Raw genomic sequence first — 25,528 nt, forward strand, 5'->3', positions numbered from 1 at the left:
GCAGTTACGCGCAGACATTTGAGTGCATTTAGCAATCAGTAAGTGATAATTGCTTGTACATGCAGCCAGGTGTCACCTTTTTCTAATACATGAGCAAGTTTGACCAGATGGGTTTCGTGACCCATAGTAACTTTAAATGTACGGTTGCCGGAATATTGGGCACCATCAATAATTAAATTGAATTGTGCGTTGACGATGTTAGTGGTCATGATGACGGGAATAGGTAAATTGTCATCAATTGCACTCACTTCATGTGCTAGTGCAAGTTGTGGTGTGGTTGGAAGTGTGGCGACATGTAGCATGAGTACAGCAGGATGTTGGGCGACAACTTCCATCCCTGCGTGTGTACCTTCTGTTGGTGCACGAAACAGACGTCTAACGACTGCAAGTTTCCAAAATTTTTCACCGTCGGCACGAACTGCCACTAAACGACTTAGTCTTAACCAGTCATTTTTAGTTGATGGGATTTTTGTGCGATAACCTTCAATACTTTCGTCTTCGACTCCCCAGTGCTCACATGCAATTTCAGTTGAGTTGGGTTTCGGTACACTCTGATGTTGGCGGTTTTTGGTTGCCTCGGTGACAAAACCATAAAGTTGAATGTCTACCATCTCGGCATATTTAATATCGGCATCAAATTCTTGAATTTGCTCAGTATCTTCGGCTGTGTCTTTAATAGCCGAACAGATTTTGTTGAATCCATGTATGACATACAGGATTTTTTTAACGGCAAGGCGAGGGCTTTTGCGTAACTTGCCAAGATTGATAGGATCCCACTGACGTTCCAGATAGTCGAGCATCTTCAGGTGCTCGGCTAAGTTGAGTTGTGAATCGGTTTGAGGTTTCGCAGTATGTAATTCGTCCTGTGTGCGTCTAAGTTGCCCCAGTAATATGGATGCATCCCAGCACAAAAAATTATCCGGGTAGTCGCGATCGGTTACGGGCATTGCCCCTGTGGGTTGTGATGGGTCGACATAAAAATGGTGTTGGGCAAACTTGGGGTGTTTTTCAAGGTTAACCAGATGTATCCATTTTTTGAGCCAGTGGTCTGCAATTTCAATTTCTCTGGCGGGTAATGCGCTGGGATGGATTTGTGTAAGTAAAAGTGCGCGTATATATTGTGCTGTGCATTTTGACTGTTTATCACCATACATTAATACTGATAGTTCGGCATAGTTGTGACTATCGGCATGTTGGAACAGTTTGTGCAGGATGCGCCAGAGTTTTTCATCAGGTTGTTCAAAATGAAAAAAACGCCATTTAAATAAATTTCCCAGATTGTGTAAGGCGCGAACCGTCAGTACAGGTAACAGTGCTTGTTGTTTTACTAGGCTGGGTTCTGCAACTATTGTGTTGATGTGGCTGTAATAAGCTAAGCTGATTTCACTGTAATAGGCATAAATGGCCTGCCATAACTTAGTTTCAACAGCAGTTGATATGCGTGTGTTACGTAAATATTGTTTGCATAGCATTTTTTGTATGGGCTGCGCATATTCATCCAGCGCTAAGAGCACATCCAGGCTATCAGGGTTGTATTCACTATCTTTGTTACGCAAGCGTATCAGTGCGTTTAATATTTCAGCATGATTATCGGTTGAGTCTGTATTGGGGAACTCATTCAACCAATTCATCACCGCTTTGCGATTGGCGAGAGGATCTGTGGAGGCGCTAGTTTTATTTAAGAAAGATAGAAAATTCAACATGGCGTAGTGCTACTCCCTAAATGGTGTGTTGTCTGCGCCAATATTGTTATTTTGTGCGTCTCCTGAAGTAGTGAATATCCATGTATTTAAATTTGGATATTCACCTAATTCATCACGCTGCAATCAGGCGCTATTTAATTTAATTGCTGTTGTATCCATTGTGCCACAGAAGTCAAAGCGGGTGGTAGTTTTGTAGGATTAGTACCGCCTGCCTGTGCCATGTCTGGCCTACCTCCGCCTTTTCCGTCTACCTGTAATGCGACGAAATTGACTAAGTCCCCAGCTTTTATACGTTTTGTGTAATCTGCACTTACTCCCGCTATCAGGCTGACTTTGTCTGTGGCAGTGCTGGCTAATACAATTGCACAAGGTGCCAATTTATCTTTGAGTCTATCCAGTGTGTCGCGTAAAACTTTGTTATCCGCATCGTCTAACTGTGCTGCAAGTACATTGAGTTCGCCGATTTTAATTACCTGAGTAAGTAATTCATTGCCTTGATGAGCCGCGAGTTTGCCTTTGATTCGATCCAGCTCTTTTTCGAGTGATTTGTTTTGTTCAAGCACTAGCGTTACTCGGTTTTGCAGCTCATTGCTCGGCGTTTTAAGTAAGTTTGCAACATCGTTAATCTGCTGTTGCTGCGCTTGTGTGTAGGTGAGTGCGACGTCCCCGGTGACTGCTTCGATACGGCGCACGCCTGCGGCAACACCAGATTCTGTGACTATCTTAAAAAGCCCGATGTCTCCCGTTCGTTTTACGTGAGTGCCACCACATAACTCAGTAGAAAATTCACCCATGCCGATAACACGAACTTCATCACCATATTTTTCGCCGAATAAAGCCATGGCGCCATGTTTGATAGCTGCATCGTGTGACATGATTTGTGTTGCAACTTCATGGTTGCTACGGATTTCCTGATTCACCAGTGCTTCAATTTGCTGAATTTGAGTAGGGCTAATAGATTCGTCATGCGCAAAATCGAAACGGGTCTTTTGTGTGTCAACCAAAGAACCCTTTTGGCTGACATGAGTGCCTAATACAGCACGCAAAGCGGCATGCAGCAAGTGGGTTGCTGAGTGATTGCGGGCAGCACGGCTACGTAAATCCGCATTGACGGTGGCGGTAATCGTGTCGCCGACACAAAGTGTGCCTTGATTGAGTATGCCACTGTGGCCAAAGACATCTGGCATGATTTTTTGAGTGTCTTCAACCTGGAAGGAAATATTGCCCGCGACGAATTGACCCTGATCTCCGGTTTGTCCGCCAGATTCTGCATAGAATGGGGTTTTGTCGAGTACGATAACTGCGTGTGCGCCAGATGAGATGCTGGTTACAGGCTCACCATTCAGATAAATGGCGAGTATTTTAGCAACGCTTTTAAGCTGGTTGTAGCCTTGAAACTCGGTAGTAGGACCTTCATAGCTTAAACCACTTGCCATGGAAAACTTGCTCGCAGCACGAGCGCGAGTGCGCTGGGCTTCCATGGCGCGCTCAAAGCCATCCACGTCAACACTGAAACCACGTTCACGACCTACATCTGCAGTAAGGTCCAGCGGGAAGCCAAAGGTGTCGTATAGTTTGAATGCGGTATCTCCATCGAGCAGGCTGCTGCCTGCAGGGACGGCTTGTTCAAGTATGGCCATGCCGTGTTCCAGCGTTTCCGCAAAGCGCTCTTCCTCTTGTTTTAATACTTGAGTTACGCGTGCCTGTGCAGCAACTAATTCTGGATAGGCGGCACCCATGACTTCGGCTAGATCAGCGACTATCAAGTGGAAGAAGGCTTGTTTCTGTCCCAATTTGTAACCGTGGCGTATAGCGCGACGAATCACGCGACGTAATACGTAGCCTCGGCCTTCATTGCTAGGAATTACACCATCGGTAATTAAAAACGAGCAGGCGCGGATATGGTCAGCAATAACTTTAAGCGAATTGTTGCTTAAATCTGTTGTGTTGGTGACACGTGCGGCAGCCTGGATAAGTGCCTGAAACAGGTCGATCTCATAGTTGCTGTGTACGTGCTGCATTACTGCCGAAATACGTTCCAGTCCCATCCCTGTATCGACGGAAGGTTTAGGTAGTGGATGCAAGGTACCTGTTTCATCACGATTGAACTGCATGAATACCAGATTCCAGATTTCTATATAACGGTCACCATCTTCATCGGGCGAACCAGGAGGGCCGCCTGCTACATCGGCACCGTGGTCGTAGAAAATTTCAGTGCATGGCCCGCAAGGACCGGTGTCACCCATTTGCCAGAAATTGTCTGACCCACCACTGGCTTTGTCGCCGATACGAATAACGCGATCACTAGGAATGCCCATTTCCTCTGTCCAGATGGTATGCGCTTCATCATCAGTGTGATAAACCGTGACCCACAGTTTTTCTTTAGGAATGTTGAGTTCGGTGGTCAGGAACTCCCAGGCAAATTGAATTGCATTACGTTTGAAGTAGTCGCCAAAGCTGAAGTTGCCCAACATTTCAAAAAAAGTATGATGACGTGCGGTGTAGCCTACGTTTTCCAGATCATTATGTTTACCACCTGCGCGGACGCAACGTTGTGAACTTGCCGCACGGACGTAGGGTCGGTGTTCGCGCCCAAGAAAGACATCTTTGAACTGCACCATCCCTGCATTAGTAAATAGCAGGGTGGGGTCATTGCCGGGTATCAGCTGGCTGGATGCAACAGGGGTGTGGCCATGGCGGGCAAAGAAGTCAAGGAAGCGTTGACGAATTTCACTACTTTTCATGATGATAGGCTAGGTAAATTGAATAACCCTCATTTTAGCTTGGAAACGTAATAAATTCACCACAAAAAAGAGCCACACAACGGTGGCTCTTGATTTTCGAGGTGGTCCTGATGAGTTAAACGACGTATCCTGGATTGTTGCCTATGCCAACTACTTTTGGTGTGTTCAGTTTCCGTGGTGTGACAACTTTAATATCACGCAAGTAGGTAGCGACTACATCCCAGATTGGGGTGCCAGTAACGCCTTCACCAACAGGCGCCCAGCCGGCAACTTTGTATTTCCGATTTGCATCTACGGGCTTGCCTTTGAGTGTCATGTTGCTAATGCGGTTACCTATCGTATTGTTGGGATTGACGGTATATTGGATGCCGCCCACTCGTACCATGTCACCACCTTGTTGGTAGTATGGGTCGCTATTGAATAGGTTGTCGCAAACATCTTCCATAATGCCCTTGATAGTAGCACCTGTCATTTCGTTCAAGGTGGACGATGGGTAGGTAATAGCAGTCTGATCCATCAATTTGTCCATAGTGATGACATCGCCAGACAACAGGCTGGTTCCCCAACGGAAGCCTGGTGAGAATGCAGCATCAGCACCTTTAACGGTCATTAGCGCATCAAGGATGAGTTGGTCAAATGTGCCATTGAAATTGCCGCGACGATAAAGCATGTCTTCTGTGACAGCGAGTTTTTCGTTGAGTTTTGCCGCGAAAGGTGCGCGTACATCTTCGATGTATTTAGCCATCTTTGCATCAGGTGCGATCAGATTAGAGAATACAGGCAGTAAGCGATATTTCCAGCCCACAATTTTGTTACCTCGGACATCGAAATCCATGACGCCGAGGAATTTGCCGTTAGAGCCTGCGTTGGTAACCAGTGTAGTGCCCTTTGCATTTTTAACCTGATAAGGTTGAGGCACGCCGTCATGTGTATGACCACCAAAAATAGCATCGATGCCAGTGACGCGTGAGGCCATCTTGATATCCACGTCCATACCATTGTGCGAAAGTACAACGACAACCTGTGCGCCTTTTGCGCGCGCTTCATCAACGATCTTCTGCATGTTTTCGTCTTGTATGCCGAACGTCCAGTCTGGAACCATGTAGCGTGGGTTTGCAATCGGGGTGTAAGGGAAGGATTGGCCAATAATAGCGACTTGTACGCCATTCATGACTTTCATCACATACGGTTTAAATACCTGATCACCAAAATCGTTGGTAGTCACATTTTGTGCAACAAAGTCGATACTGTTTTTAAAATCATTTTCTACGATGTGCTTAACGCGTTCTGCACCATAAGTATATTCCCAGTGACCAGTCATGACGTCTACACCTAATAATTTGCAGGCGTCGACCATGTCTTGTGCATTAGTCCATAGGGAGGTTGCTGAACCTTGCCAGGTATCGCCACCATCGAGCAACAATGAGTCTGGGCGGGAGGCACGTATTTTATCTACCAGCGTTTTCAGGTGGGCAAAGCCACCTACTTTGCCATAAGTGCGCGCTGCAGCCTGGAAATCGAGATAAGTAAACGCATAGGCTTCACGAGTACCTGGCCGTATGCCATAGTGCTTCAGTAAATACTCGCCTACCAAGTGCGGAGGTTGTCCCAGTGCACTGCCGATACCAATATTGACATTAGGTTCGCGGAAATAAATAGGGAGTAATTGTGCATGACAATCAGTCATGTGCATTAATGAGACATTGCCAAAAGTGGGGATGTCATAAAAATCGCTGGGTGCATTACCAGCCAAAGCCTGTTTACTGTCGATAGCCATGCCAGAAGCAGCTGCAACGGCGAGTAGTTGTAAAAATTCACGGCGATTCATCATGCTTAATTACTCCAAATTATAGAGAGCTGTTATGTTTGGGCCTTCAGTCAATTTTTATTACTATGCATGATTGAGCAAAGGTACTATTTTGCTGATTTTAGACGTTTGTCGAAATATGTAAATGGTATGAATAACCTACTTTCGACGGGTATAAAAAACGGCGAGGGGTTGCCTCGCCGAGTTTTGTTGCTGACCTGCTTGTGGCAGGTTATTTACGGAATACTGATGCTTTCATCGGTAAGCCATTGCTGATGTAGGAATGGAAATATTCCAGATTGTTATATTCTTCACTGCCTTCTTTAAAAGGTGTTGCTCGAACTAATTTATTGCAACCAACATAACGCATTTGCAAGGTGACTAAATTATCACCACCACGAAATACTGGCCAGTGTGTCGCTTGACCTACTACTGGGGAAAGTAATTCGGAGCGGAGACGACTGCCTGCGCTATAAACGTGGCAGCTTGCGCATGAGAAGCCCAGTTGGCCATGACGAGTATAAAACTCGGATTTACCCGCCTCGTATGCCGCTTCTGCTTTGGGTCCCTTGACTTTGATGTTCATTTTCATGCCGTCAGATAAAGTGCGCGCATAAGCTGTCAGTCTGCCTATGGTGGTCGCATCACTCAGGTTGAATGGTTCTTCGCCATTGCTAACGCGGCATTCATTGATAGCCATTTCAAAAGTAACAACCTTATTGGCTTTATCATCGAAGTACGGGTAGTTACCCGCTACATTTTTGCCGCCATTTGGAAAGCAGCTGGCATAGGTTTTGCCATTTTTGAATGGCGTTTCCCACATTTTCTGACCTTGGTCAACTACAGTACCAAATGGAGGGAAGTCCATGATGCTGTTGTACTGAGCCATCGAATCTTTATCAAAAGCAAGTGCGCCATAGACATATTGATCTAATTTGATGTCTGGATATTTTTGAGTGAAATACTTAACAAGATTCTTTTTGTCTTGTTCTGGGGTTGCATTTGCAGCGACTGCGCCCAACGTCAGGGTGGTTGCAACTAATGCTAGCAGCGTTTTCTTCATGCTGTCCTCCTTGGAATGTGGGGTGTGTCGCAAGTTACTCGACACACCTGATTTTAATTAGCGCCCGGTTTAAGCGCTAAGGCTATTTAGCGTCCAGGTATTAGCTAACGGTTGCGTCAGCAGTATTAGACTCACCTGTGTTGTCTTTCCAAGTGACAGTAACCTTGTCTCCAGCCTTAGCACCTTTAACTTTAATACCCAAGTATGGATTTTTGGAAATGGCGCCACTCCATTCAGCTTCCATAACGGTTTTGCCGTTAAGCGTTGCGGTTACTTCTGAAATGAAATGCGCTGGAATCAACTGACCTGTTTTAGGATCTTTACGTTGACCAGTTTCCATAGGGTGGTTCATTAATACTTTAATATCAGCTGTATCACCGGTCACGGTGGCACGGATTTTCATTGGTTCTGCCATGGTAATTCCTTTAAGTGTGAGTAATGTGTTGGGTTAAATACGGCAATTAACCGCCACAACCACCGATGGTTACTTTAACTTCTTTAGCTGCTGTGTAGGATTTTCCACCTGCGGTGACAACCGCACGTATCATTGCAGTCTGACCCATTTTAATACGAACAGAAACGTAAGGCTCAGCCCCATTTTCCAATTTAAAATCGGCAACTAGCGGATTAGGGTTCTTTTCAGCCAAGATAGCAATGTTGGTCGTGCCAGCGATTTTGCTGGTGACTTCTACAGGCACCACAGCACCATTTTCAGCGATTTCAGGCGCCTTGATTGCAATGTCTTTGCTCTCAGTTGGGGAAGTTGCGCCCATGCCTTTCAAGGCGTCAGCAACTGACTTTGCGCTGAACGCTGCGCTGTTATATGCGGCGAATGCGTTACCAGAACCAAATAAACCTGCTGCAATAGCTAATGTGCTAGCCGCGCTAGCGCCTTTTAAAATATTACGACGTAACATATTCATGCATTTCTCCTGTGTGAATTACAGACCGTAAATGAAATCGGTAACTTTGTTGATTTCGTCTTCGGTCAGGATTTTGTTTTTGCCAATCGAAGGCATAACTGTTTGTGGATTCGCATCCATCGCATTCCAGATTTGTGCACGTAATTTTGCTTTGTCTGGATAGCGTGCAGCCATCGCAATTAATGGAGGTCCTATGGTGCCTGCTGATATTGCATCTGTCTGAGTAGGCATAGCATGGCAAGCCAGACAATTACCCAGTGAACGATCATAAGCAATTTGCTTTCCGGTCATTTCAGGCTTGGCGTCATCTGCTGCTGCAGCGATGCTGACTATGCCAAGTGCACCAATTAAACCGACGACTAGTTTTGATAAAGTTGCGTGTGAACGCATGTCATCCTCCTGACTTATGGGTGCTAGCAAACACTAGCGAAATCTTACTTTATGTTCCTGATATCCATACTGGATTACATAAGGATAATGCAAAAAAATATTGAAACCAATAGCTAATGGCGTGTTTTTTTCCCAAAATGCTATTTTGGGTATATTTGTACTAAGCTGCACTGAGCCGAAATATACTATTTTTTCTCCATTTGTATTAATTTGTTCTGTGCGATTAATTGTTTCAGACGCGCATCAGCTATGGCGATTTGATAAAAATCGCCGTCTTTGGTTTTGAGTGCGATTTGTAACTGCTCTATCGCAGCGGTTAGGTTGCCAGATTTTGCATAGAATTCGCCTTGTGCATAATGCCGTAAAAAATCTTTGTTTTGCTGCGCATAGACACGGGCTTGCAACTGATAGAGCTTGGCGTCATCTGGATAAATTCGGATTAGGTCAGTCAATAATTTTACCGCATCATTAGACAAGCCTGCGTTAATCAGTGCGTCCGCATAGCTGTATATCAGTGGACGGTAATTAGGATAGTGCGCACGTGCCTGTTGATATCGCAATAACGCAGTTTTGATGTCGCCCGATTTGAATTTGATGTCCGCACCGAGTGTATCGATAATAGGGCTGTCGAGTTTCATTTGTTTGAGTTGCTGATAGCTGGTTTCAGCGTCGCTAAACTGGCGATTTTGTAATTGAGCAAAGCTCAGGCCATAAAGGACTGGCGCTAAGCTGGTATAGCGCTGATCTTTAATAGCAGCCTGATATTCTGTTACCGCCAAATCGGGGCGAAGATTGAGGACGCGTAATTTGGTTCGTACTAGCTGAAATGTCAGGCTATCTGCAACGGGTTTGTTGCTAAAATTGGCCGCCCGGTTTTGCATGTCTGCAATACGTTCGGTGGTGAGTGGATGGGTTTGCAGGTAGGCGGGTGCATTGTTTTCATACAGGCGGCTATATTTTTGCAGGCGTTCAAAAAAACTTGCCATGGCATGAGGGTCAAACCCCGCTGCGGCCATGGTCTGGATGCCGATGCGGTCGGCTTCACGCTCATTGTCACGGCTAAAATTGAGTTGTTTTTGTATGGTCGCTGCTTGCGTAGCGGCAATGGCGCCACCTGCAACTTGAGGATTTGATTTTGCAGCTAAAATAGCTATCGCTAGTACGGCTAATGATGGCAGAATACCATTGCTTTGGCTTTCTATCATGCGAGCCATGTGGTGTTGTGTGACGTGTGCGATTTCATGGCCTAGTACACCGGCGAGTTCTGACTCATTTTGTGTGGCTTCAATTAATCCAGTGTGTACCCCGATATAACCGCCGGGCAAAGCAAAAGCGTTGAGTGTATTATCTTTCAGCACAAAAAATTGAAATGAGCGTTGAGGTTCTGCACTGGCGGCGACTAAGCGGTCACCTAAATTGTTTAAATAATCAGTTAATTCAGCGTCATCGTAATACTGCGGATCAGCGCGAATTTCACGCATAATCTCGCTACCTACGCGCGCTTCGTCGCTGGCAGAGAAGCTGCTTTGTGAAACATCGCCCAGATCGGGTAATTCGCTGGCGATGACAGATTGGCCGTACAGGCACGTTATTAATATAAGTGTAATTAGTTTCATGCGTGTTTGATATGCGTGATAATTTTGGAGTTCCTTAAACTATGCAAGCTTTTACCCATTTTGACCAGCAGGGCCATGCCCAAATGGTAGATGTCGCTGATAAAGCTGACACCAGACGAATTGCAGTTGCACGTGGTCGTATCGTGATGCAGCCTGCTACTTTGCTTATGATACAACAAGGTTCAGCAAAAAAAGGCGATGTATTGGGGGTGGCGCGGATTGCCGCGATACAGGCCGCTAAACGTACTGCTGATTTAATTCCCTTATGTCACCCGCTGGCGTTGACCAGAGTGAATGTGGAGTTTGCGATAAATCAAGAACTATGTGCGATTGATGCTGAAGTCCGTGTGGAAACAGTAGGTAAAACAGGGGTGGAAATGGAGGCGCTGACTGCGTTGAATGTTGGCTTGCTTACTATTTATGATATGTGCAAAGCAGTGGATAGAGGCATGCGAATGGACGCGATACATCTGCATGAAAAGCTAGGTGGTAAATCTGGTCATTGGCTGGCCGAGTAACATGTTGTTACAGTTTTATTGATTTCAGAAATGTTTAAATAACGTATCGGTTCTAAGATGCAGATGTGGGTGCAAAGTGTTGTGCCCAAGTAGAAAGGTAGCTCATGACTAACTCTAAATTACTTGTCGGTATGCTGTGCATAGTCTGTTCCATGCCTGTATGGGCGGGGATGGGTCGTGCGCGTGATTTCCGGTCAAATGATGTTTATTCGGGGCGGGACAGTCAACAGAACGTGGGACGAGATGATCAACAGCAGCAACCCTCACGTAATGAAGTCACACCTGAACGTAACGAGGGTTTTGGTTATGGTTTTGAGCGTCGTCAGCAGCAGATGGAACAGCGCGGCAATAGTGGGCGACGCGGGAGTAATTAATCTACAACGTATCTGTGTTTATGAATCGGAGAATAAAATGAAAAAGTCGGTGTTAATAACTTTGCTGCTTGGTGCAGTAACTAATGTGGCATGGGCGGATAATCAAACCAGTTTTAATGATCGCGCCCAAGTGATTTCCAGCACGCCTGTTTATCAGCAAGTGAATGATCCACGTCGTGAGTGCTGGACTGAAACAGTCAACGCTAATGATGGCAATAATACAGCCGAGCATGGCTATGGCGGTGCGATTTTGGGTGGTTTGGTTGGTGGTTTGTTAGGTAATACTGTGGGTGGTGGCAATGGACGTACTGCTGCAACAGCGGTGGGTGCGGTAACGGGTGCAATGGTGGGTGATAAAATAGGGAATCAGCCTGTGGATAATCAGCCCCGCCAAGTTGAGCATTGCACCAATCATGATAATTATCATCAGATCATTAGTGGGTACAATGTAGTCTATCGATATCAGGATCGTACGTTCAATGCGGTTATGCCTCAGGATCCAGGCAAATTTGTGAATGTGAATGTCAATATAGGGCTGGCGGATAATCAGTATGATGAGCATCATGAAGGTCATCATCATGATCGGGATGCTAATTACAATAATTAGCATCAGTATGAAATCAAAAAAGCCAGCTCGCGAGCTGGCTTTTTTGATTTACAGGGGAATTAATAATAAGGCTGTATTCGACCACTTCGGTTCATGGCAAATTGTGCAGAATTGACTATACTGGGTTGTATCTCAATGATGGAGGAAATCATCATGAATACCCAATTTCTATCCCAATTAAATCGTATGCCTACCCACGATAGTAACAATCATGTGGTTTCTTGGCATGTATTCCGGTGTTTAAGTGAGGCTGAAGATTACGCCAAAAATGTTATGTTGGCAGGTGGGCAACATGTGGTTGGTGGTATGGATTTTGATAGTGTAGGTTCACTTTGGTGGGTAGGTGTCGCAGTAGAGGACATGGCGCACTGGGGGCATGCTGGCGCTATTAACAAACATGCAGCTTGAGGCTGGTGCGTAAATTTTAGCTGTCGCACTGATAAAGTGCGTGGTGACAGCGCAACTTTAGTGTAATCCAGAAAATTATTTTTAACTATATGATTAATAAATAATTATTTTTTCTGGCATGTGGTTTGCTTAGTGTCTGGTATGAATACTAAGCCAACAACCTCTCAGATTGCCTCAGCCTGCCCATATTGTGGCGTGGGTTGTGGAGTTTTGATTACAGCTGATGGCGGGCACATTACCGGTGTTCGTGGTGATCCTGATCACCCTGCCAACTTTGGGCGGTTATGTACCAAAGGTGCGACGTTGAATATTGCGTCAGACCAACTAGGTGCAGCACGTGCGCTTTACCCTGTATTGCGTACTGACCGCGATGCCGAACGTACACGTACCACTTGGGATGTGGCGCTGAATCATGCAGCAAATAAATTCGCCGACGTTATTCAAACGTATGGTGCGGATGCTGTGGGTATCTACATTTCTGGTCAGCTCTCGACCGAAGATTATTATGTATTCAATAAACTAGCCAAGGGTCTGATAGCGACCAATAACATTGATACCAATTCCCGCTTGTGTATGTCCAGCGCGGTGTCTGGCTATAAGGCTACATTGGGCGCTGATGCACCTCCTGTCTGTTACGAAGATATTGCACACACCCAGTGTTTGTTGATAGCGGGCTCCAATACCGCATTTGCTCACCCTATTATTTATCGCCGCATCGAAGATGCGCGTAAAGCCAATCCTGATTTAAAAGTTATCGTAGTCGATCCGCGGCGCACAGATACCTCGCGTGAAGCCGATTTGCATTTGCCGATTTTGCCCGGCACAGATGTGGCGTTATTTAATGCGATGCTGCATGTTATGTTGTGGGAAGATATGGTTGATCCCGCCTATATCGCTGCGCACACCAATGGTTTTGAAGAATTACGCGCCACAGTGCGAGAATATTCGCCAGAGTCGGTAGCTGCAGTGTGCGGTGTACCTGCTGCTGACATCATCACTGCTGCGCGCTGGTTTGGAAAATCGCCTGCCAGCTTATCCATGTATTGTCAGGGCTTGAATCAATCCAGTCACGGTACCGATAAGAATGCAGCGCTCATCAATTTGCATTTGGCAACAGGACAAATTGGGCGTGAAGGTGCGGGGCCATTCTCTTTGACGGGTCAGCCTAATGCAATGGGTGGACGTGAAGTGGGTGGTATGGCAAATCTGTTATCGGCACACCGCGATATGGCGAATGCTGAACACAGAGCGGAAGTTGCCAAGCTGTGGGGCGTCGATGACGTGCCAGCTACGCCTGGTAAATCCGCTATGGAAATGTTTGAAGCCGCGGCGGCGGGCGAAATTAAAGCCTTGTGGATCATCTGCACTAACCCCGCGCAATCGTTACCGAATCAGGTCATGGTGAGAGCAGCTTTGGAAAAAGCTGAGTTTGTTATCGTGCAAGAGGTCAACGCTTATACGGAAACCGCGGCATATGCCGATTTGTTATTACCTGCGGCAGCTTGGGGTGAAAAAGAATGTACGGTAACCAATTCTGAGCGCCGCATTACCCGTTTGCATGCGGCTATCTCAGCGCCAGGTGAATGTCGCCCTGATTGGGAGATCGCGACAGACTTTGCGCACCGTTTGGGTGCGAAATTGGGTAAATCGACAGCTAATTTATTCCCTTATGCTGACGTTGAGGCAGTGTTTAATGAACACAGAGAGTCCACTCGCGGACGTGATTTAGATATTACAGGCTTGACGTACGCGCTGCTGGATGAACAAGGGCCTCAGCAATGGCCTTTCCCTGAAGGTGCAATAGCGGGCAAGGTACGGTTGTATGTTGATGGTGTTTATCCTACAGAAGATGGGCGCGCCAAGTTTGCCAATGTACGCTATTTGCCCACCGCTGAAGTCATTGACGCACGATACCCGCTGCACTTGAATACTGGTCGCCTGCGCGATCAATGGCATGGTATGAGTCGCACAGGCATGGTAGCTCGATTGTACAGTCACGTTGAATCACCGGTTTTATCTATGCATGGTGATGATATGGCACGGCGCAGCTTGAGTACGGGTGATCTGGTGCGGGTCAAGAGTCGTCGTGGTGAGTTGTTGATTCCAGTAGAAATGAGTGACGACATGCGTATCGGGCAAGTCTACATGCCCATGCACTGGGGCAGTCGTTACATGAGTGGGTTGGGCGTGAATGCGCTCACTATGGATCAGCGTGATCCAATATCTAAACAGCCTGAATTAAAGCATGCCGCCGTGCAAGTGGAAAAAATGGCGTTGCCGTGGCACATGGCAGTCATGCGTCGTGATAACGCCGTGGCACGGATGTTGCGTATACAACCATTGTTGGATCAGTTTGGTTATGCGAGTTGCGGGCTGTATGGGCGGCAAAATCCAGTTCTGGTGTTGCGGATTGCAAATGCCACTCCACTGCCGGCTGAATTGATGAAGCAAATAGATGCGCTACTGGATATGCAGGATGAAACCAGCATCATGCGTTATGACGATGCTAAGCGGGGTGTTTCTAAACGCGTATTGGTTGAAGATGGTCGGGTTGTCGGTGTTCGTTTGACGGGAGAAATTGCCGCGCGAGACTGGCTTAAGGAAATGATGGCTGAAGGCGTAGAGATAGCGCCGTTACGTAATTGGGTATTGGCACCATTATCTACGCCTCCTACAGGTAGCGGTAGCAGAGGACGTATTGTGTGTAATTGCCTCAATATTTCAGAATCGCAAATTGTAGCCGCGATTGCGGCAGGAGAAGATTTGCCAGCACTGCAAGCTGGTTTGAAATGTGGGACGGAATGTGGGTCTTGTGTACCCGAATTGAAACGTATGGTGCTACTAGGGAAGCAGGGGGCAGCATGAGTTATTCCGCCATTTTGAAAGAAATTGCACGAGGTGTACATGGCGCCCGCAATCTGAATGTGGATGAGGCTGCCCGGTTATACGGCGCCATGCTGGATGGCGGTGTGCCGGAAATGGAGTTGGGCGCAATTCTGATTGCTTTGCGCATGAAAGGTGAGTCCGAGGACGAGTTGCTGGGCTTCTATCAGGCGCTGGAATCACGTGTATATACGCTGGATACACCAGCAGCAGGTGTCCGGCCTATTGTGATTCCGACTTATAACGGTGCGCGACATCAGGCAAATCTGGTGCCTTTGTTGGCCTTGTTGCTAGTGAAGTTTGGCATACCGGTGCTGATACATGGCACGCTGGAAAGCCAGGGTAGAACCACGACAGCTTATATTTTGCGCGAGCTGGGCATATTGCCGAGCGGGAGTCTGGCGCAGGCGAATACGGCGTTAGCGAACGACAATATCGCGTTTGTGCCGACGGCAGTGTTGTCGCCAGGATTAGCGAATTTGCTGGCTTTGCGTAATCGTCTGGGCGTGCGTAACAGCGCACATAGCCTGGCAAAAATGATGAGTCCGTTTAGCGTAGATAGTTTACGTCTGGTGAGTGTGTCTCACCCGGACTATTTAATCAAAATGCAGGCGTTTTTTGAGACAACTGGATTGCGTGCATTGTTGTTGCGCGGCACCGAAGGTGAGGCATTTGCTAATCCTAAGCGCCGTCCTGATTTGCTGTATTGCGATGATGGCCAATCGAAACTGTTGTTTGAGGCAGAGGCCGGGCCGTTGAAAATAGTGCCGCATTTACCTAATGCCATAGATGCAGTGACGACGGCAGCCTGGATACAGGACGCAATGGCGGGGCGGCAGCCGATACCGCTGGCGATCATTAATCAGTTGGCATGCTGTTTGTACGGTACGGGTTACACCAGCGATATGAATCAGGCGAAAGCAATAGTGGCGATGGAAACTAACAGCCTGACCATGGCGTAAGGAGAGCAGCATGAACGGTAAAGTTTATTTGATTGGTGCCGGCCCTGGTGACCCTGAGCTGATAACGCTTAAGGCAGTACGTATATTGCAGACGGCAGATGTGGTACTGGTGGATGATCTGGTCAATCCAGTGTTACTGGAACATGCGCGGAAAGATGCGCGCATTATTTACGTGGGTAAGCGTGGTGGCTGTTTATCCACACCACAAGAATATATCCAGAAACAGATGATAGCTGAAGCACGCGCAGGTCTGATGGTGGCACGACTCAAGGGTGGCGATCCCTTCATGTTCGGGCGCGGTGGTGAGGAAATCGAGGCATTACGTGCTGCGGGAATTGCCGTAGAAGTCATCAGCGGTATTACTTCAGGTATTGCGGCACCTGCCAGTCTGGGTGTGCCAGTGACTCATCGTGATAGCGCGCCCGGTGTGACTTTTGTGACCGGGCATAGTCGTGATGGCAATAGTGTGAACTGGCAAGCACTGGCAGCGAGCAGAACGACGCTGGTGATTTATATGGGCGTGAAAAATTTGCCCGATATCGTGGCTGAATTACTGGCTGGCGGTATGCGTGCAGATATGCCTGCACTGGCGATACAGAGTGGCACGCTGGCAAACCAGCGTCAGGTTCAAGCGACTTTGCAAACCCTGCATGCAGCGATGCAGGCAGCTGATCTGGGTAGCCCGGCAATTATAGTATTAGGTGAAGTAGTGAAATTGGCTGACATCGCAGCGCAGGCTGCATGGGTGGCACAAGCAGCATAAGTAGTAAAACTTATCTCATCAGCACAAGTAAGCTGCAACGGCGCGGCTCCTTGATACTGTGGTGTTAATTACTAGTTGATAGTGATCTATCCGCAATCAGAAGGAGTATCCGCAATGAAAAAAATGAAATTGGTAATGGTCGGCAATGGCATGGCTGGGGTGCGTACCCTGGAGGAGCTACTCAAGCTTGCGCCCGACATGTATGACATCACCGTATTCGGTGCTGAACCTCACGCTAACTACAATCGTATTCTGCTATCACCTGTACTCGCAGGCGAGCAGACTATTCAGGACATTATGCTCAATGATGTGGACTGGTATAGCGATCATGGCATTACTCTGAATCTCAACAAAAAAATAATCAGCATCGATCGTAAAAAACGCATCGTGACGGCTGCCGATGGTACAACGGCAACATACGACAGATTGATACTGGCGACGGGATCCAATCCGTTTATTCTGCCCGTGCCGGGCAAGGACTTGCCCGGGGTGATAGGTTATCGTGATATTGCAGATACTGACGCAATGATAGATGCGGCCAAAGTGCACAAGCATGCAGTAGTCATCGGCGGTGGTCTGCTTGGTCTGGAAGCTGCAAATGGATTGAAGTTGCGCGGTATGGATGTCACAGTCGTACACATCAACGAATGGTTGATGGAACGCCAATTGGATAAGCCGTCAGCTAAATTGTTGCAAAAAAGTCTGGAAGACAAAGGGCTGAACTTCCTGTTGCAGAAACACACTGCTGAATTGATACAAGGTGAATCAGGTCGGGTATGCGCGGTGAAATTCAAGGATGGTGACGAAATCCCCGCCGATATCGTGGTGATGGCAGTCGGTATTCGGCCTAATACAGCCCTGGCTGAATCCGCTGGTATCCATTGCAATCGCGGTATTGTCGTTAATGACACCATGCAAACCTTTGACCCGCGTATTTATGCGATAGGTGAATGCGTAAATCATCGCGGTATTGCATACGGTCTGGTTGCGCCTTTGTTTGAAATGGCCAAGGTTGCGGCAAATCACCTGGCTGAGTATGGAATTGCCCGTTATGTGGGTTCAGTGACTTCAACCAAGCTTAAGGTAACAGGCATAGATTTGTTCTCGGCAGGGGAGTTTACTGGCGGTGATGATTATGAAGAAATCCTGCTGTCTGACCCCGTCGGCGGCGTGTACAAGAAAATCGTCATCAAGGACAACAAAATTGCGGGTGCGGTCATGTATGGCGATACCGTTGATGGCGCCTGGTACTTCCAGCTATTGCGTGAAGGTCGTGATGTCTCAGACATCCGTGATCATTTGATGTTTGGTCAAAGTCACGTTGGCGATTTAGGTCACCAAGGCCAGAATCGTGCAGCAGCGATGACTGATGAAATGGAAATCTGTGGCTGTAATGGCGTGTGCAAAGGCACGGTAGTTAAGGCGATTAAGGAAAAAGGTTTATTCACACTGGAAGACGTGCGTAAACACACTAAAGCCTCGTCATCTTGTGGTTCGTGTACCGGGCTGGTAGAGCAATTGCTGGCAACTGTGCTGGGCGGAGATTACTCCGAAGCGCCGAAAAATAAATCCATGTGTGGTTGCACCGATCATACCCATGCGGAAGTGCGTGCTGCGATACGCGATCAAAAAATATTGAGTATTCCTGATGTGATGTCCACAATGGCGTGGCGTACACCGAACGGTTGCGCCAGCTGCCGCCCAGCATTGAATTATTATCTTATTTCATCCTGGCCGGGAGAGGCGAAAGACGATCCACAGTCTCGTTTCATCAATGAGCGCGCCCACGCTAATATTCAGAAGGATGGTACCTATTCGGTGATACCGCGTATGTTCGGTGGTCAAACCACGCCAGATGAGTTGCGTCGGATTGCCGATGTTGCAGATAAATATGCGATACCCACAGTGAAAGTCACCGGTGGCCAGCGTATCGATTTGCTTGGTGTGAAAAAAGCCGATTTGCCTGGCGTATGGCAAGATTTGGGCATGCCGTCTGGTCTGGCTTACGGTAAGGCATTGCGCACGGTGAAAACTTGCGTAGGCAGTGAATGGTGTCGTTTTGGTACGCAAGACTCAACCAAACTGGGTGTGGATATAGAAAAAGCGCTGTGGAAAATGTGGGCCCCGCACAAGGTTAAATTCGCCGTATCAGGTTGTCCGCGTAACTGTGCGGAAGCGGCGATTAAGGACGTAGGCATAATCGGCGTCGATTCGGGCTGGGAAATCTATATCGGTGGTAATGGCGGGATTAAAACTGAAGTTGCGCATTTCTTTGTGAAACTGAAAACCGACGTTGAAGTGATGGAGTATTCAGCTGCGTTCTTGCAGCTATATCGTGAAGAAGGTTTTTATCTGGAGCGCACCGTGCATTATCTGGCGCGCGTAGGCATGGATTACATCAAGCAGCGCGTGTTGGAAGACGAAGCGGGGCGTAAGGCGTTGTATGACCGCATGTTGTTCTCGGTGCAGAATGAAAAAGACCCATGGCTGGAACGCACCGAAGGTGGTGTGGGCAAGCATGAGTTTGAAATGTTAACAGCCTGATAAGAATAGAGAATGATGATGACTGACTGGAAAAAAATTTGTAATGTGACTGATATCCCTAATTTGGGTGCGCGCGTGGTGCAGACTGCGCAGGGAGATATCGCCGTATTTCGTACTAATGATGATGAAGTATTTGCCTTGCATGATAAGTGCCCACATAAAGGCGGCCCCCTGTCACAAGGTATCGTGGCAGGTAAGACTGTGACTTGTCCGTTGCATGGCTGGAAAATAGGCTTGGAAACTGGCAATGTTGATGCACCCGATGAAGGTCATACACCTTGTCTGCAAACCAGGATAGACGATGCTGGTGCAGTATGGTTGAATTTGGTCACCATACCTGCCTGTTAAATTTATATGAATAACATGCATAATCAACATGCTGCCAGTACGGATAGCCGTGTGAAAATGATATGATGCGCGGCGATTAGTGGGTATGGCAAATTTCGGGAACGTTATGACAGGGCTTATTTTATTTGCACATGGCGCACGTGACCCACGTTGGGCGCAGCCGTTTCGGCGTTTACAGATGATGTTGAGCGAGCAACAGCCGCAGCATCAAGTGGCGCTGGCTTACTTGGAGCTGATGTCACCACGGTTGCCTGATGCGGTTGCGGCCATGGTAGCGCAAGGTATTACGCATATTGATATAGCACCGATGTTTTTGGGGGTGGGTGCGCATATGCGTGATGATTTTCCTGCGATTATGGCGGAGTTGAATATACAGTATCCACATGTAGAATTAGCGGTTTTGCCTGTGTTGGGCGAGAGTGAAGAGTTGTTGCAGCGCATTGCCGACTGGGTGATGCAGGGCGTTAAGGGGTGACGATGTTAACAGTGATGATAGTAGATGATGATGCCGAGCGTGGGCAGCAATTGGTAAAAGCTTTTCGCAGCCAGGGGTATCAGGTTGCAGATCGGGTTGAATCTGCATTTGCGCTACCCGATGCAGTCGCCAAAAGTGCGCCTGATGTCATTATCATCGGTGCAGACTCACCTGACCGCGATATGCTGGAGCATTTGTGCGTCGCTACGCGTGATTGTCCGCGCCCTGTGGTGATGTTTACTGAAGATCAGGCAAGTGAATCCATTCGTGCCGCACTGAAAGCAGGTGTGTCAGCTTATATTGTCGATGGCCTGGAATCTGCGCGTTTGCAGCCTATCCTGGAGGTTGCCCGTATCAGGTTTGAAGAACATCAGGTGCTGGTGGATGCAGCCAATAAGGCTAATCGTTCCCAGCAAGAACGTGATCTGATTGCTGCGGCCAAACAGCGATTAATGGTTGATCAGAATATGAGCGAAACGGACGCTTATCACGCCATGCGTCGTACTGCGATGGCTGAGAATCGCAGATTGGTGGAAATCGCCGAGGCAATTATGCAGGCGATACCACCAATGGCCTGATGCGAAGATATTTTCAAACAGTCGTGATTAAAAGCTTTGCACGTATTTGATTTTCTGTATCTTATTGTGGGGTTTATCTGGTTCCTCGTGTAGGTGATAGCGTGTATGATTCAGCCATATTATGCTGAAAATAGCATTTTTTATGCAACGCTACGTGAGATTTAACAGATTTTACTTCGAAAACGATGAAGTGACAGAGACAGAGACGCGATGCAAACACCCATTATTCCTGACAACGAATCTCAGCGTTTAGCTGCATTGCATGGCTATGATGTACTGGACACACCCGCTGAGGCTGAATTTGATGATTTGACGAAGTTGGCGTCCATTATCTGTGGTACTCCCATCGCGCTGGTTTCACTTATAGATAAAGACAGACAGTGGTTTAAAAGTAGCGTGGGTTTAGCTGCACATGAAACGCCACGGGCTATTTCATTCTGCGGTCATGCAATTAATCAGCCTGAACAAATACTGGAAGTAAGTAATGCATTAGAGGATGATCGTTTTGCCGATAATCCTTTGGTGCTGGGTGCGCCGAATATCCGCTTTTACGCGGGTGCACCATTAGTGACCAGTGATGGTTATGCATTGGGAACTTTGTGTGTAATCGACACCATACCTCATCAACTGACTGAGCAGCAGCGCGAGGCATTGCAAGCGCTGAGTCGGCAAGCTACGCGACTGATAGAAAAACGCTTGATGCCGCAATTGATACAGGCACAATATCTGGCTTATCAGGAACAGGCCGCTATGCTGCATAATCAGGAACAGTACTTCGAGACGCTGTTTGACAAGTCAACCGATAGTGCATTAATTCTGCATCGTGGTCGGGTAGTGAATTGCAATCAGGCGGCGGTACGATTGTTTCATTGTGCTGAAAAGTTGCAGCTGGTTGACATGAGTCTGGCTCAGTTATCTACCACGCATCAGGCTGATGGAGTTTGTTCGCAAGAACGCCTGGCCGATATTGTTTCGCTGGCGTTAAGTCATGGCTATCATCATTTTGATTGGCGGATGATGCGCAGTGATGGCATGCCGTTTGATGCTGACGTTGCTTTAACGGCAATTACCATTAATGGCGAGTTGATGCTGCATGTGGCATTGCGCGATATTACCGATAAGCACCAGCTCGAACAGGCGCTTTACCTGGCCAAGGAACGCGCGGAAGTGACGTTGGCATCCATCGGCGATGCAGTTATTACCACGGATGCCGCGGGGCAGATTACGTTTATGAATCAGGTTGCCGTCAACCTGACGGGCTGGGCACTCGAAGAGGCGACAGGTTGTGCAATTTCTACCGTATTCAATATTACGCATGAAGATACCCATCAGCAAATAGTCAATCCTGTGGAGGTGGTGCTCAGACAAGGCAAGGCGGCTGCCCCCGTAGGTCATACCTTACTCGTGGCGCGAAACGGCATAGAGTACATAATTGAAGATTCTGCTGCGCCTATATTTCTTGCAGATAATACATTGATAGGCTGTGTGCTGGTATTCCGGGATGTGACTGAAAAATACCGGATGCAAAACGTAGTGCGCTGGCAAGCAGCGCATGATGCGCTGACCAATTTGCCGAATCGGGTACTGCTGGCGGAAAGTTTCAAACGTGCTATTGCGCGTGCGCAACGCCAACAAATGCTGTTGGCTGTGTGCATGATAGATCTGGATGAGTTCAAGCCAGTCAACGATGAATATGGTCATGATGTTGGCGATCTGCTGTTGGTGCAAGTGGCGACGCGCTTGAATGAAATGATACGCGGCGATGACACTGCTGCGCGCCTGGGCGGGGATGAATTTGCCTTGTTGCTCTCGGATATTACGGATGTGGACGAGTTGCAGGCTGTTGTGGCGCGCATACTGCAGGCGCTAGCCATGCCTTACATGATAGATGGCAAGATTATTAAGGTTTCTGCCAGTATAGGCAGTGCGTTATATCCATTGGATGACGTAGATGCGGATACCTTGCTGCGGCATGCGGATCAGGCTATGTATCAGGCTAAACAGCGTGGGCGTAATCAGCATCTGATGTTTGATGTGTCACTGGATACACAAATTATTGCGAGTCATCAGGTACTTCGTAACGTTAAAAATGCACTGCAGCACGATGAGCTGGTTTTGTATTATCAGCCCAAGGTGAATATGCGCTCGGGACTTATCGTGGGTATGGAGGCATTATTGCGCTGGCAGCATCCAGTGCAAGGGTTGATACCGCCATTGGATTTTTTACCGCAAGTCGAAAAAACCGATCTGATTATTGATATAGGTAAATGGGTAATTGAGCAAGCGCTGAGTCAAATCTCAGCATGGTGTAGTGCTGGCAGGTGCTGGACAGTCAGCGTTAATATTGCAGCGTTGCATTTTCAGTGTCGGCATTTTTTACAGGATTTGCAGGACAGTTTGCAGCGCCATTCTGACGTGCCGCCGCATTTGCTGGAGATAGAAATTCTGGAGTCAGTTGCGCTAGGCGATATTAATCTGGTTAACCAGCTGATACGAGATTGTCAGGCACTGGGTGTGAGCTTCTCGCTGGATGACTTCGGTACAGGCTATTCTTCATTGGGTTATTTGAAACGACTGCCAGCCGAAACGATTAAAATCGATCAGTCATTTGTACGTGACATATTAGATGATAAAGACGATCTGGCTCTGGTCGAGGCAGTTATCGGTATGGGCCGGGTATTCAACCGTAAAATTATTGCGGAAGGGGTGGAAACGGCTGAACATGGCGTATTGTTAATGCGTTTGGGATGCGATCTTGCTCAAGGTTATGGTATTGCCAAGCCTATGCCTGCAGCTAATGTGCTGGCATGGGCTGCAAGCTATGTGGCAGATCCAGTGTGGGCGATGTGGGCTGATACGCAATGGGAACTGGACGATTTCCCCTTGCTGGTTGCCCAGTATGACCATTTGAAGTGGGTTAAACGTCTGGTGTTATCAGTCAGACATCCGCATATAGCCTTGAACAAGTCGGAGATCACGGATGCGCATCAATGCCGGTTTGGTCATTGGTATTATGGTTATGGTAAAGCGCACTATGGGAGTCTTAGCGAGTTTATCGACATTGAGCCTTTGCACAATAAAGTGCATGAAATAGGGGTGGCAATTGTGCAAGCGTGTGAGGATGGCGATAAAGAAACCGCACAACGCTTATGTGGTGTGCTGTTGGCGACCAAGGATGGTATTTTGGGCATGATGGCGAGATTGCAGCAAGCTGTACGCCTGGAAGTGCATGACATAAGTATTCATCCACATAACAGCCATTGATGGCGCGCTGTTCTGGTGCGTGGTGTGTTGGTGAGCGCACCATATGTTTGCTTTGATAACGCCATCTCTTTATCTTTATCCTTGGTTTTATCGATAATAATTCTTTTATTATCATGCTGTTGTAGTTAATTTATTGAGTTGGCACGGCGTTTGCTATGTATCTATGCAAGAGCCTTGTTCAATGGTGAGCGATCTCTGACAAACCTATTTTTTAATAAATGGAGTAACTCAGATGAGCGACCACAATCCCGACAATTCTGTCGATACCACAATTTCTACTATTACTACCGATACCAATTCACGCCGTGATTTTCTGAAAAAATCCACAGGCATGTTAGGAGCTGCTGCCTTGATGAATCTTGTTTCCCCTGAAGTCCGTCAGGGTGCCTGGGCTGCTGGCTCAGATGCGCCAGAGCTGAGCGAGGTTAAAGTAGGCTTTATTCCATTGACCGATTGCGCGTCTGTAGTTATCGCCAGCGTGATGGGCTTTGATAAAAAGTATGGCATCAAAATTATACCGAGCAAGGAAGCTTCTTGGGCGGCAGTGCGCGACAAGCTGATCAATGGCGAGCTGGATGCATCCCATGTGTTGTATGGTCTGATTTATGGCGTGCAAATGGGTATCGGTGGGCCGAAGAAAGATATGGCTAACCTGATGACTCTTAATAATAATGGTCAGGCGATTACCTTATCTAACCAACTCAAAGCAAAAGGTGCGATTGATGGTCCTAGCCTGGCTAAACTGATTAAAGCCGAGCCACGTGAATATACCTTCGCGCAAACCTTTCCAACAGGTACCCATGCAATGTGGCTGTACTATTGGTTAGCTTCTTATGGCGTGAATCCATTTACCGAAGCTAAAGTCATCACCGTACCGCCACCGCAAATGATTGCGAACATGCGTGTGGATAACATGGATGGCTATTGTGTAGGTGAGCCGTGGAATGCACGGGCGATTCGTGACAAGGTTGGCTTTACAGCGGTAACAACCCAGGAAATCTGGCAAGACCATCCAGAAAAAATCCTCGGCACAACGGCAGAATGGGTAGCGAAACATCCTAACACTGCACGTGCATTGATTATGGCCGTGCTGGATGCATCACGTTACATAGATGACATGTCACATCGTTCAGAAGTGGCCAAGATTATTTCGGATAAGTCTTACGTGAATACCGATTTTGATTCCATAGAAGACCGTATGCTGGGTCAGTATGACAACGGTAACGGCAAGAAATGGCAAGATCCTAACTACATGAAATTCTTTAATGACGGCAAGGTTAACTTCCCTTACCTGTCCGACGGCATGTGGTTCCTGACTCAGCATAAGCGCTGGGGCTTGCTCAAGGAAGATCCTAACTATCTGGCTGAAGCGACCAAGGTCAATCAGATCAAGCTCTACACCGAAGCGGCAACGCAACTCAAGATTGCCGTGCCCAAGAGCCCGATGCGCACCTCCAAGCTGATAGACGGCACAGTGTGGGATGGTAAGGATCCGAAAAAATACGCAGCTTCATTCAAGATCCACGCGTAAAACCATGGACGTAGCAAGTTAGCTTGC

At 47.5% G+C, this 25,528-nt stretch carries 21 protein-coding genes; 13 read left to right on the top strand and 8 right to left on the bottom strand.

The window, feature by feature from the left end:
• Positions 1-35 precede the first annotated feature (35 nt).
• From SFSGTM_RS01485 to SFSGTM_RS01520, 8 genes are all read right to left on the bottom strand, one after another.
• Positions 36-1,703: a cyclic-di-GMP receptor FimW-related protein gene (locus tag SFSGTM_RS01485; RefSeq protein ID WP_162083609.1), complete on the bottom strand. Its 1,668-nt coding sequence runs from the start codon at positions 1,701-1,703 to the stop codon at positions 36-38.
• A 134-nt stretch (positions 1,704-1,837) separates the two neighbouring features.
• Positions 1,838-4,447 carry an alanine--tRNA ligase gene (gene alaS / locus SFSGTM_RS01490; RefSeq protein WP_162083610.1) on the bottom strand — a complete coding sequence of 870 codons (2,610 nt, stop codon included), beginning with the start codon at positions 4,445-4,447 and terminating at the stop codon, positions 1,838-1,840.
• Between the two features lie 115 nt (positions 4,448-4,562).
• A complete protein-coding gene (gene soxB, locus SFSGTM_RS01495; protein WP_162083611.1) occupies positions 4,563-6,278 on the bottom strand; it encodes a thiosulfohydrolase SoxB in 1,716 nt (571 codons plus the stop codon).
• A gap of 208 nt (positions 6,279-6,486) precedes the next feature.
• The gene (soxA, locus tag SFSGTM_RS01500) at positions 6,487-7,317 is read right to left on the bottom strand and encodes a sulfur oxidation c-type cytochrome SoxA (RefSeq protein ID WP_162083612.1); all 831 of its coding nucleotides are present in this window, start codon (positions 7,315-7,317) and stop codon (positions 6,487-6,489) included.
• Positions 7,318-7,417: 100 nt separating this feature from the next.
• A complete protein-coding gene (gene soxZ, locus SFSGTM_RS01505) occupies positions 7,418-7,732 on the bottom strand; it encodes a thiosulfate oxidation carrier complex protein SoxZ (protein WP_162083613.1) in 315 nt (104 codons plus the stop codon).
• A gap of 46 nt (positions 7,733-7,778) precedes the next feature.
• Positions 7,779-8,240, bottom strand: a complete 462-nt coding sequence (gene soxY / locus SFSGTM_RS01510) for a thiosulfate oxidation carrier protein SoxY (protein WP_162083614.1) — start codon at positions 8,238-8,240, stop codon at positions 7,779-7,781.
• Between the two features lie 18 nt (positions 8,241-8,258).
• The gene (gene soxX, locus SFSGTM_RS01515; RefSeq protein WP_162083615.1) at positions 8,259-8,630 is read right to left on the bottom strand and encodes a sulfur oxidation c-type cytochrome SoxX; all 372 of its coding nucleotides are present in this window, start codon (positions 8,628-8,630) and stop codon (positions 8,259-8,261) included.
• Positions 8,631-8,815: 185 nt separating this feature from the next.
• Entirely contained in the window at positions 8,816-10,246 is a 1,431-nt protein-coding gene (locus SFSGTM_RS01520) for a M48 family metalloprotease (protein ID WP_162083616.1), read from the bottom strand.
• Between the two features lie 41 nt (positions 10,247-10,287).
• Between SFSGTM_RS01520 and moaC the strand changes: the two genes are divergently transcribed.
• From moaC to SFSGTM_RS01585, 13 genes are all read left to right on the top strand, one after another.
• Positions 10,288-10,764 carry a cyclic pyranopterin monophosphate synthase MoaC gene (moaC, locus tag SFSGTM_RS01525; RefSeq protein WP_162083617.1) on the top strand — a complete coding sequence of 159 codons (477 nt, stop codon included), beginning with the start codon at positions 10,288-10,290 and terminating at the stop codon, positions 10,762-10,764.
• Between the two features lie 104 nt (positions 10,765-10,868).
• Positions 10,869-11,138 (top strand): hypothetical protein, encoded by a 270-nt coding sequence (locus SFSGTM_RS01530; RefSeq protein ID WP_162083618.1) that lies wholly within the window; start codon positions 10,869-10,871, stop codon positions 11,136-11,138.
• A 37-nt stretch (positions 11,139-11,175) separates the two neighbouring features.
• Positions 11,176-11,745: a glycine zipper 2TM domain-containing protein gene (locus SFSGTM_RS01535; RefSeq protein WP_162083619.1), complete on the top strand. Its 570-nt coding sequence runs from the start codon at positions 11,176-11,178 to the stop codon at positions 11,743-11,745.
• A gap of 153 nt (positions 11,746-11,898) precedes the next feature.
• On the top strand, positions 11,899-12,153 hold the full coding sequence (locus SFSGTM_RS01540) for a hypothetical protein (RefSeq protein ID WP_162083620.1): 255 nt from the start codon (positions 11,899-11,901) through the stop codon (positions 12,151-12,153).
• A gap of 141 nt (positions 12,154-12,294) precedes the next feature.
• A complete protein-coding gene (locus tag SFSGTM_RS01545; protein WP_162083621.1) occupies positions 12,295-15,018 on the top strand; it encodes a nitrate reductase in 2,724 nt (907 codons plus the stop codon).
• Positions 15,015-15,998 carry a DNA-binding protein YbiB gene (ybiB, locus tag SFSGTM_RS01550; protein ID WP_162083622.1) on the top strand — a complete coding sequence of 328 codons (984 nt, stop codon included), beginning with the start codon at positions 15,015-15,017 and terminating at the stop codon, positions 15,996-15,998. The genes SFSGTM_RS01545 and ybiB overlap by 4 nt, the downstream gene beginning before the upstream one ends.
• Positions 15,999-16,008: 10 nt before the next feature.
• Positions 16,009-16,761: a uroporphyrinogen-III C-methyltransferase gene (gene cobA / locus SFSGTM_RS01555; protein WP_162083623.1), complete on the top strand. Its 753-nt coding sequence runs from the start codon at positions 16,009-16,011 to the stop codon at positions 16,759-16,761.
• A 114-nt stretch (positions 16,762-16,875) separates the two neighbouring features.
• Positions 16,876-19,305, top strand: a complete 2,430-nt coding sequence (gene nirB, locus SFSGTM_RS01560) for a nitrite reductase large subunit NirB (protein ID WP_162083624.1) — start codon at positions 16,876-16,878, stop codon at positions 19,303-19,305.
• Between the two features lie 18 nt (positions 19,306-19,323).
• Entirely contained in the window at positions 19,324-19,653 is a 330-nt protein-coding gene (nirD, locus tag SFSGTM_RS01565; RefSeq protein ID WP_162086157.1) for a nitrite reductase small subunit NirD, read from the top strand.
• A gap of 106 nt (positions 19,654-19,759) precedes the next feature.
• Entirely contained in the window at positions 19,760-20,128 is a 369-nt protein-coding gene (locus SFSGTM_RS01570) for a sirohydrochlorin chelatase (RefSeq protein ID WP_162083625.1), read from the top strand.
• A 2-nt stretch (positions 20,129-20,130) separates the two neighbouring features.
• The gene (locus tag SFSGTM_RS01575) at positions 20,131-20,706 is read left to right on the top strand and encodes an ANTAR domain-containing response regulator (protein ID WP_162083626.1); all 576 of its coding nucleotides are present in this window, start codon (positions 20,131-20,133) and stop codon (positions 20,704-20,706) included.
• 210 nt (positions 20,707-20,916) lie between these two features.
• On the top strand, positions 20,917-23,970 hold the full coding sequence (locus tag SFSGTM_RS01580; protein WP_162083627.1) for an EAL domain-containing protein: 3,054 nt from the start codon (positions 20,917-20,919) through the stop codon (positions 23,968-23,970).
• A gap of 232 nt (positions 23,971-24,202) precedes the next feature.
• Positions 24,203-25,501 (top strand): CmpA/NrtA family ABC transporter substrate-binding protein, encoded by a 1,299-nt coding sequence (locus SFSGTM_RS01585; protein WP_162083628.1) that lies wholly within the window; start codon positions 24,203-24,205, stop codon positions 25,499-25,501.
• Positions 25,502-25,528: the final 27 nt, after the last annotated feature.

It is taken from the genome of Sulfuriferula nivalis (assembly GCF_009937995.1).
In the GTDB taxonomy this organism is placed as follows: Bacteria; Pseudomonadota; Gammaproteobacteria; order Burkholderiales; family Sulfuriferulaceae; genus Sulfuriferula; species Sulfuriferula nivalis.

Excerpts from the sequence above, each read along its gene's own strand:
- nirB (WP_162083624.1), top strand. The coding sequence starts at position 16,876 with ATGAAAAAAATGAAATTGGTAATGGTCGGCAATGGCATGGCTGGGGTG.
- soxZ (WP_162083613.1), bottom strand. The coding sequence starts at position 7,732 with ATGGCAGAACCAATGAAAATCCGTGCCACCGTGACCGGTGATACAGCT.
- soxX (WP_162083615.1), bottom strand. The coding sequence starts at position 8,630 with ATGCGTTCACACGCAACTTTATCAAAACTAGTCGTCGGTTTAATTGGT.
- soxA (WP_162083612.1), bottom strand. The coding sequence starts at position 7,317 with ATGAAGAAAACGCTGCTAGCATTAGTTGCAACCACCCTGACGTTGGGC.
- SFSGTM_RS01530 (WP_162083618.1), top strand. The coding sequence starts at position 10,869 with ATGACTAACTCTAAATTACTTGTCGGTATGCTGTGCATAGTCTGTTCC.
- SFSGTM_RS01570 (WP_162083625.1), top strand. The coding sequence starts at position 19,760 with ATGACAGGGCTTATTTTATTTGCACATGGCGCACGTGACCCACGTTGG.
- SFSGTM_RS01580 (WP_162083627.1), top strand. The coding sequence starts at position 20,917 with ATGCAAACACCCATTATTCCTGACAACGAATCTCAGCGTTTAGCTGCA.
- alaS (WP_162083610.1), bottom strand. The coding sequence starts at position 4,447 with ATGAAAAGTAGTGAAATTCGTCAACGCTTCCTTGACTTCTTTGCCCGC.
- SFSGTM_RS01485 (WP_162083609.1), bottom strand. The coding sequence starts at position 1,703 with ATGTTGAATTTTCTATCTTTCTTAAATAAAACTAGCGCCTCCACAGAT.
- SFSGTM_RS01585 (WP_162083628.1), top strand. The coding sequence starts at position 24,203 with ATGAGCGACCACAATCCCGACAATTCTGTCGATACCACAATTTCTACT.
- soxB (WP_162083611.1), bottom strand. The coding sequence starts at position 6,278 with ATGATGAATCGCCGTGAATTTTTACAACTACTCGCCGTTGCAGCTGCT.
- cobA (WP_162083623.1), top strand. The coding sequence starts at position 16,009 with ATGAACGGTAAAGTTTATTTGATTGGTGCCGGCCCTGGTGACCCTGAG.
- nirD (WP_162086157.1), top strand. The coding sequence starts at position 19,324 with ATGACTGACTGGAAAAAAATTTGTAATGTGACTGATATCCCTAATTTG.
- ybiB (WP_162083622.1), top strand. The coding sequence starts at position 15,015 with ATGAGTTATTCCGCCATTTTGAAAGAAATTGCACGAGGTGTACATGGC.
- SFSGTM_RS01540 (WP_162083620.1), top strand. The coding sequence starts at position 11,899 with ATGAATACCCAATTTCTATCCCAATTAAATCGTATGCCTACCCACGAT.
- soxY (WP_162083614.1), bottom strand. The coding sequence starts at position 8,240 with ATGAATATGTTACGTCGTAATATTTTAAAAGGCGCTAGCGCGGCTAGC.
- moaC (WP_162083617.1), top strand. The coding sequence starts at position 10,288 with ATGCAAGCTTTTACCCATTTTGACCAGCAGGGCCATGCCCAAATGGTA.
- SFSGTM_RS01520 (WP_162083616.1), bottom strand. The coding sequence starts at position 10,246 with ATGAAACTAATTACACTTATATTAATAACGTGCCTGTACGGCCAATCT.
- SFSGTM_RS01545 (WP_162083621.1), top strand. The coding sequence starts at position 12,295 with ATGAATACTAAGCCAACAACCTCTCAGATTGCCTCAGCCTGCCCATAT.
- SFSGTM_RS01575 (WP_162083626.1), top strand. The coding sequence starts at position 20,131 with ATGTTAACAGTGATGATAGTAGATGATGATGCCGAGCGTGGGCAGCAA.
- SFSGTM_RS01535 (WP_162083619.1), top strand. The coding sequence starts at position 11,176 with ATGAAAAAGTCGGTGTTAATAACTTTGCTGCTTGGTGCAGTAACTAAT.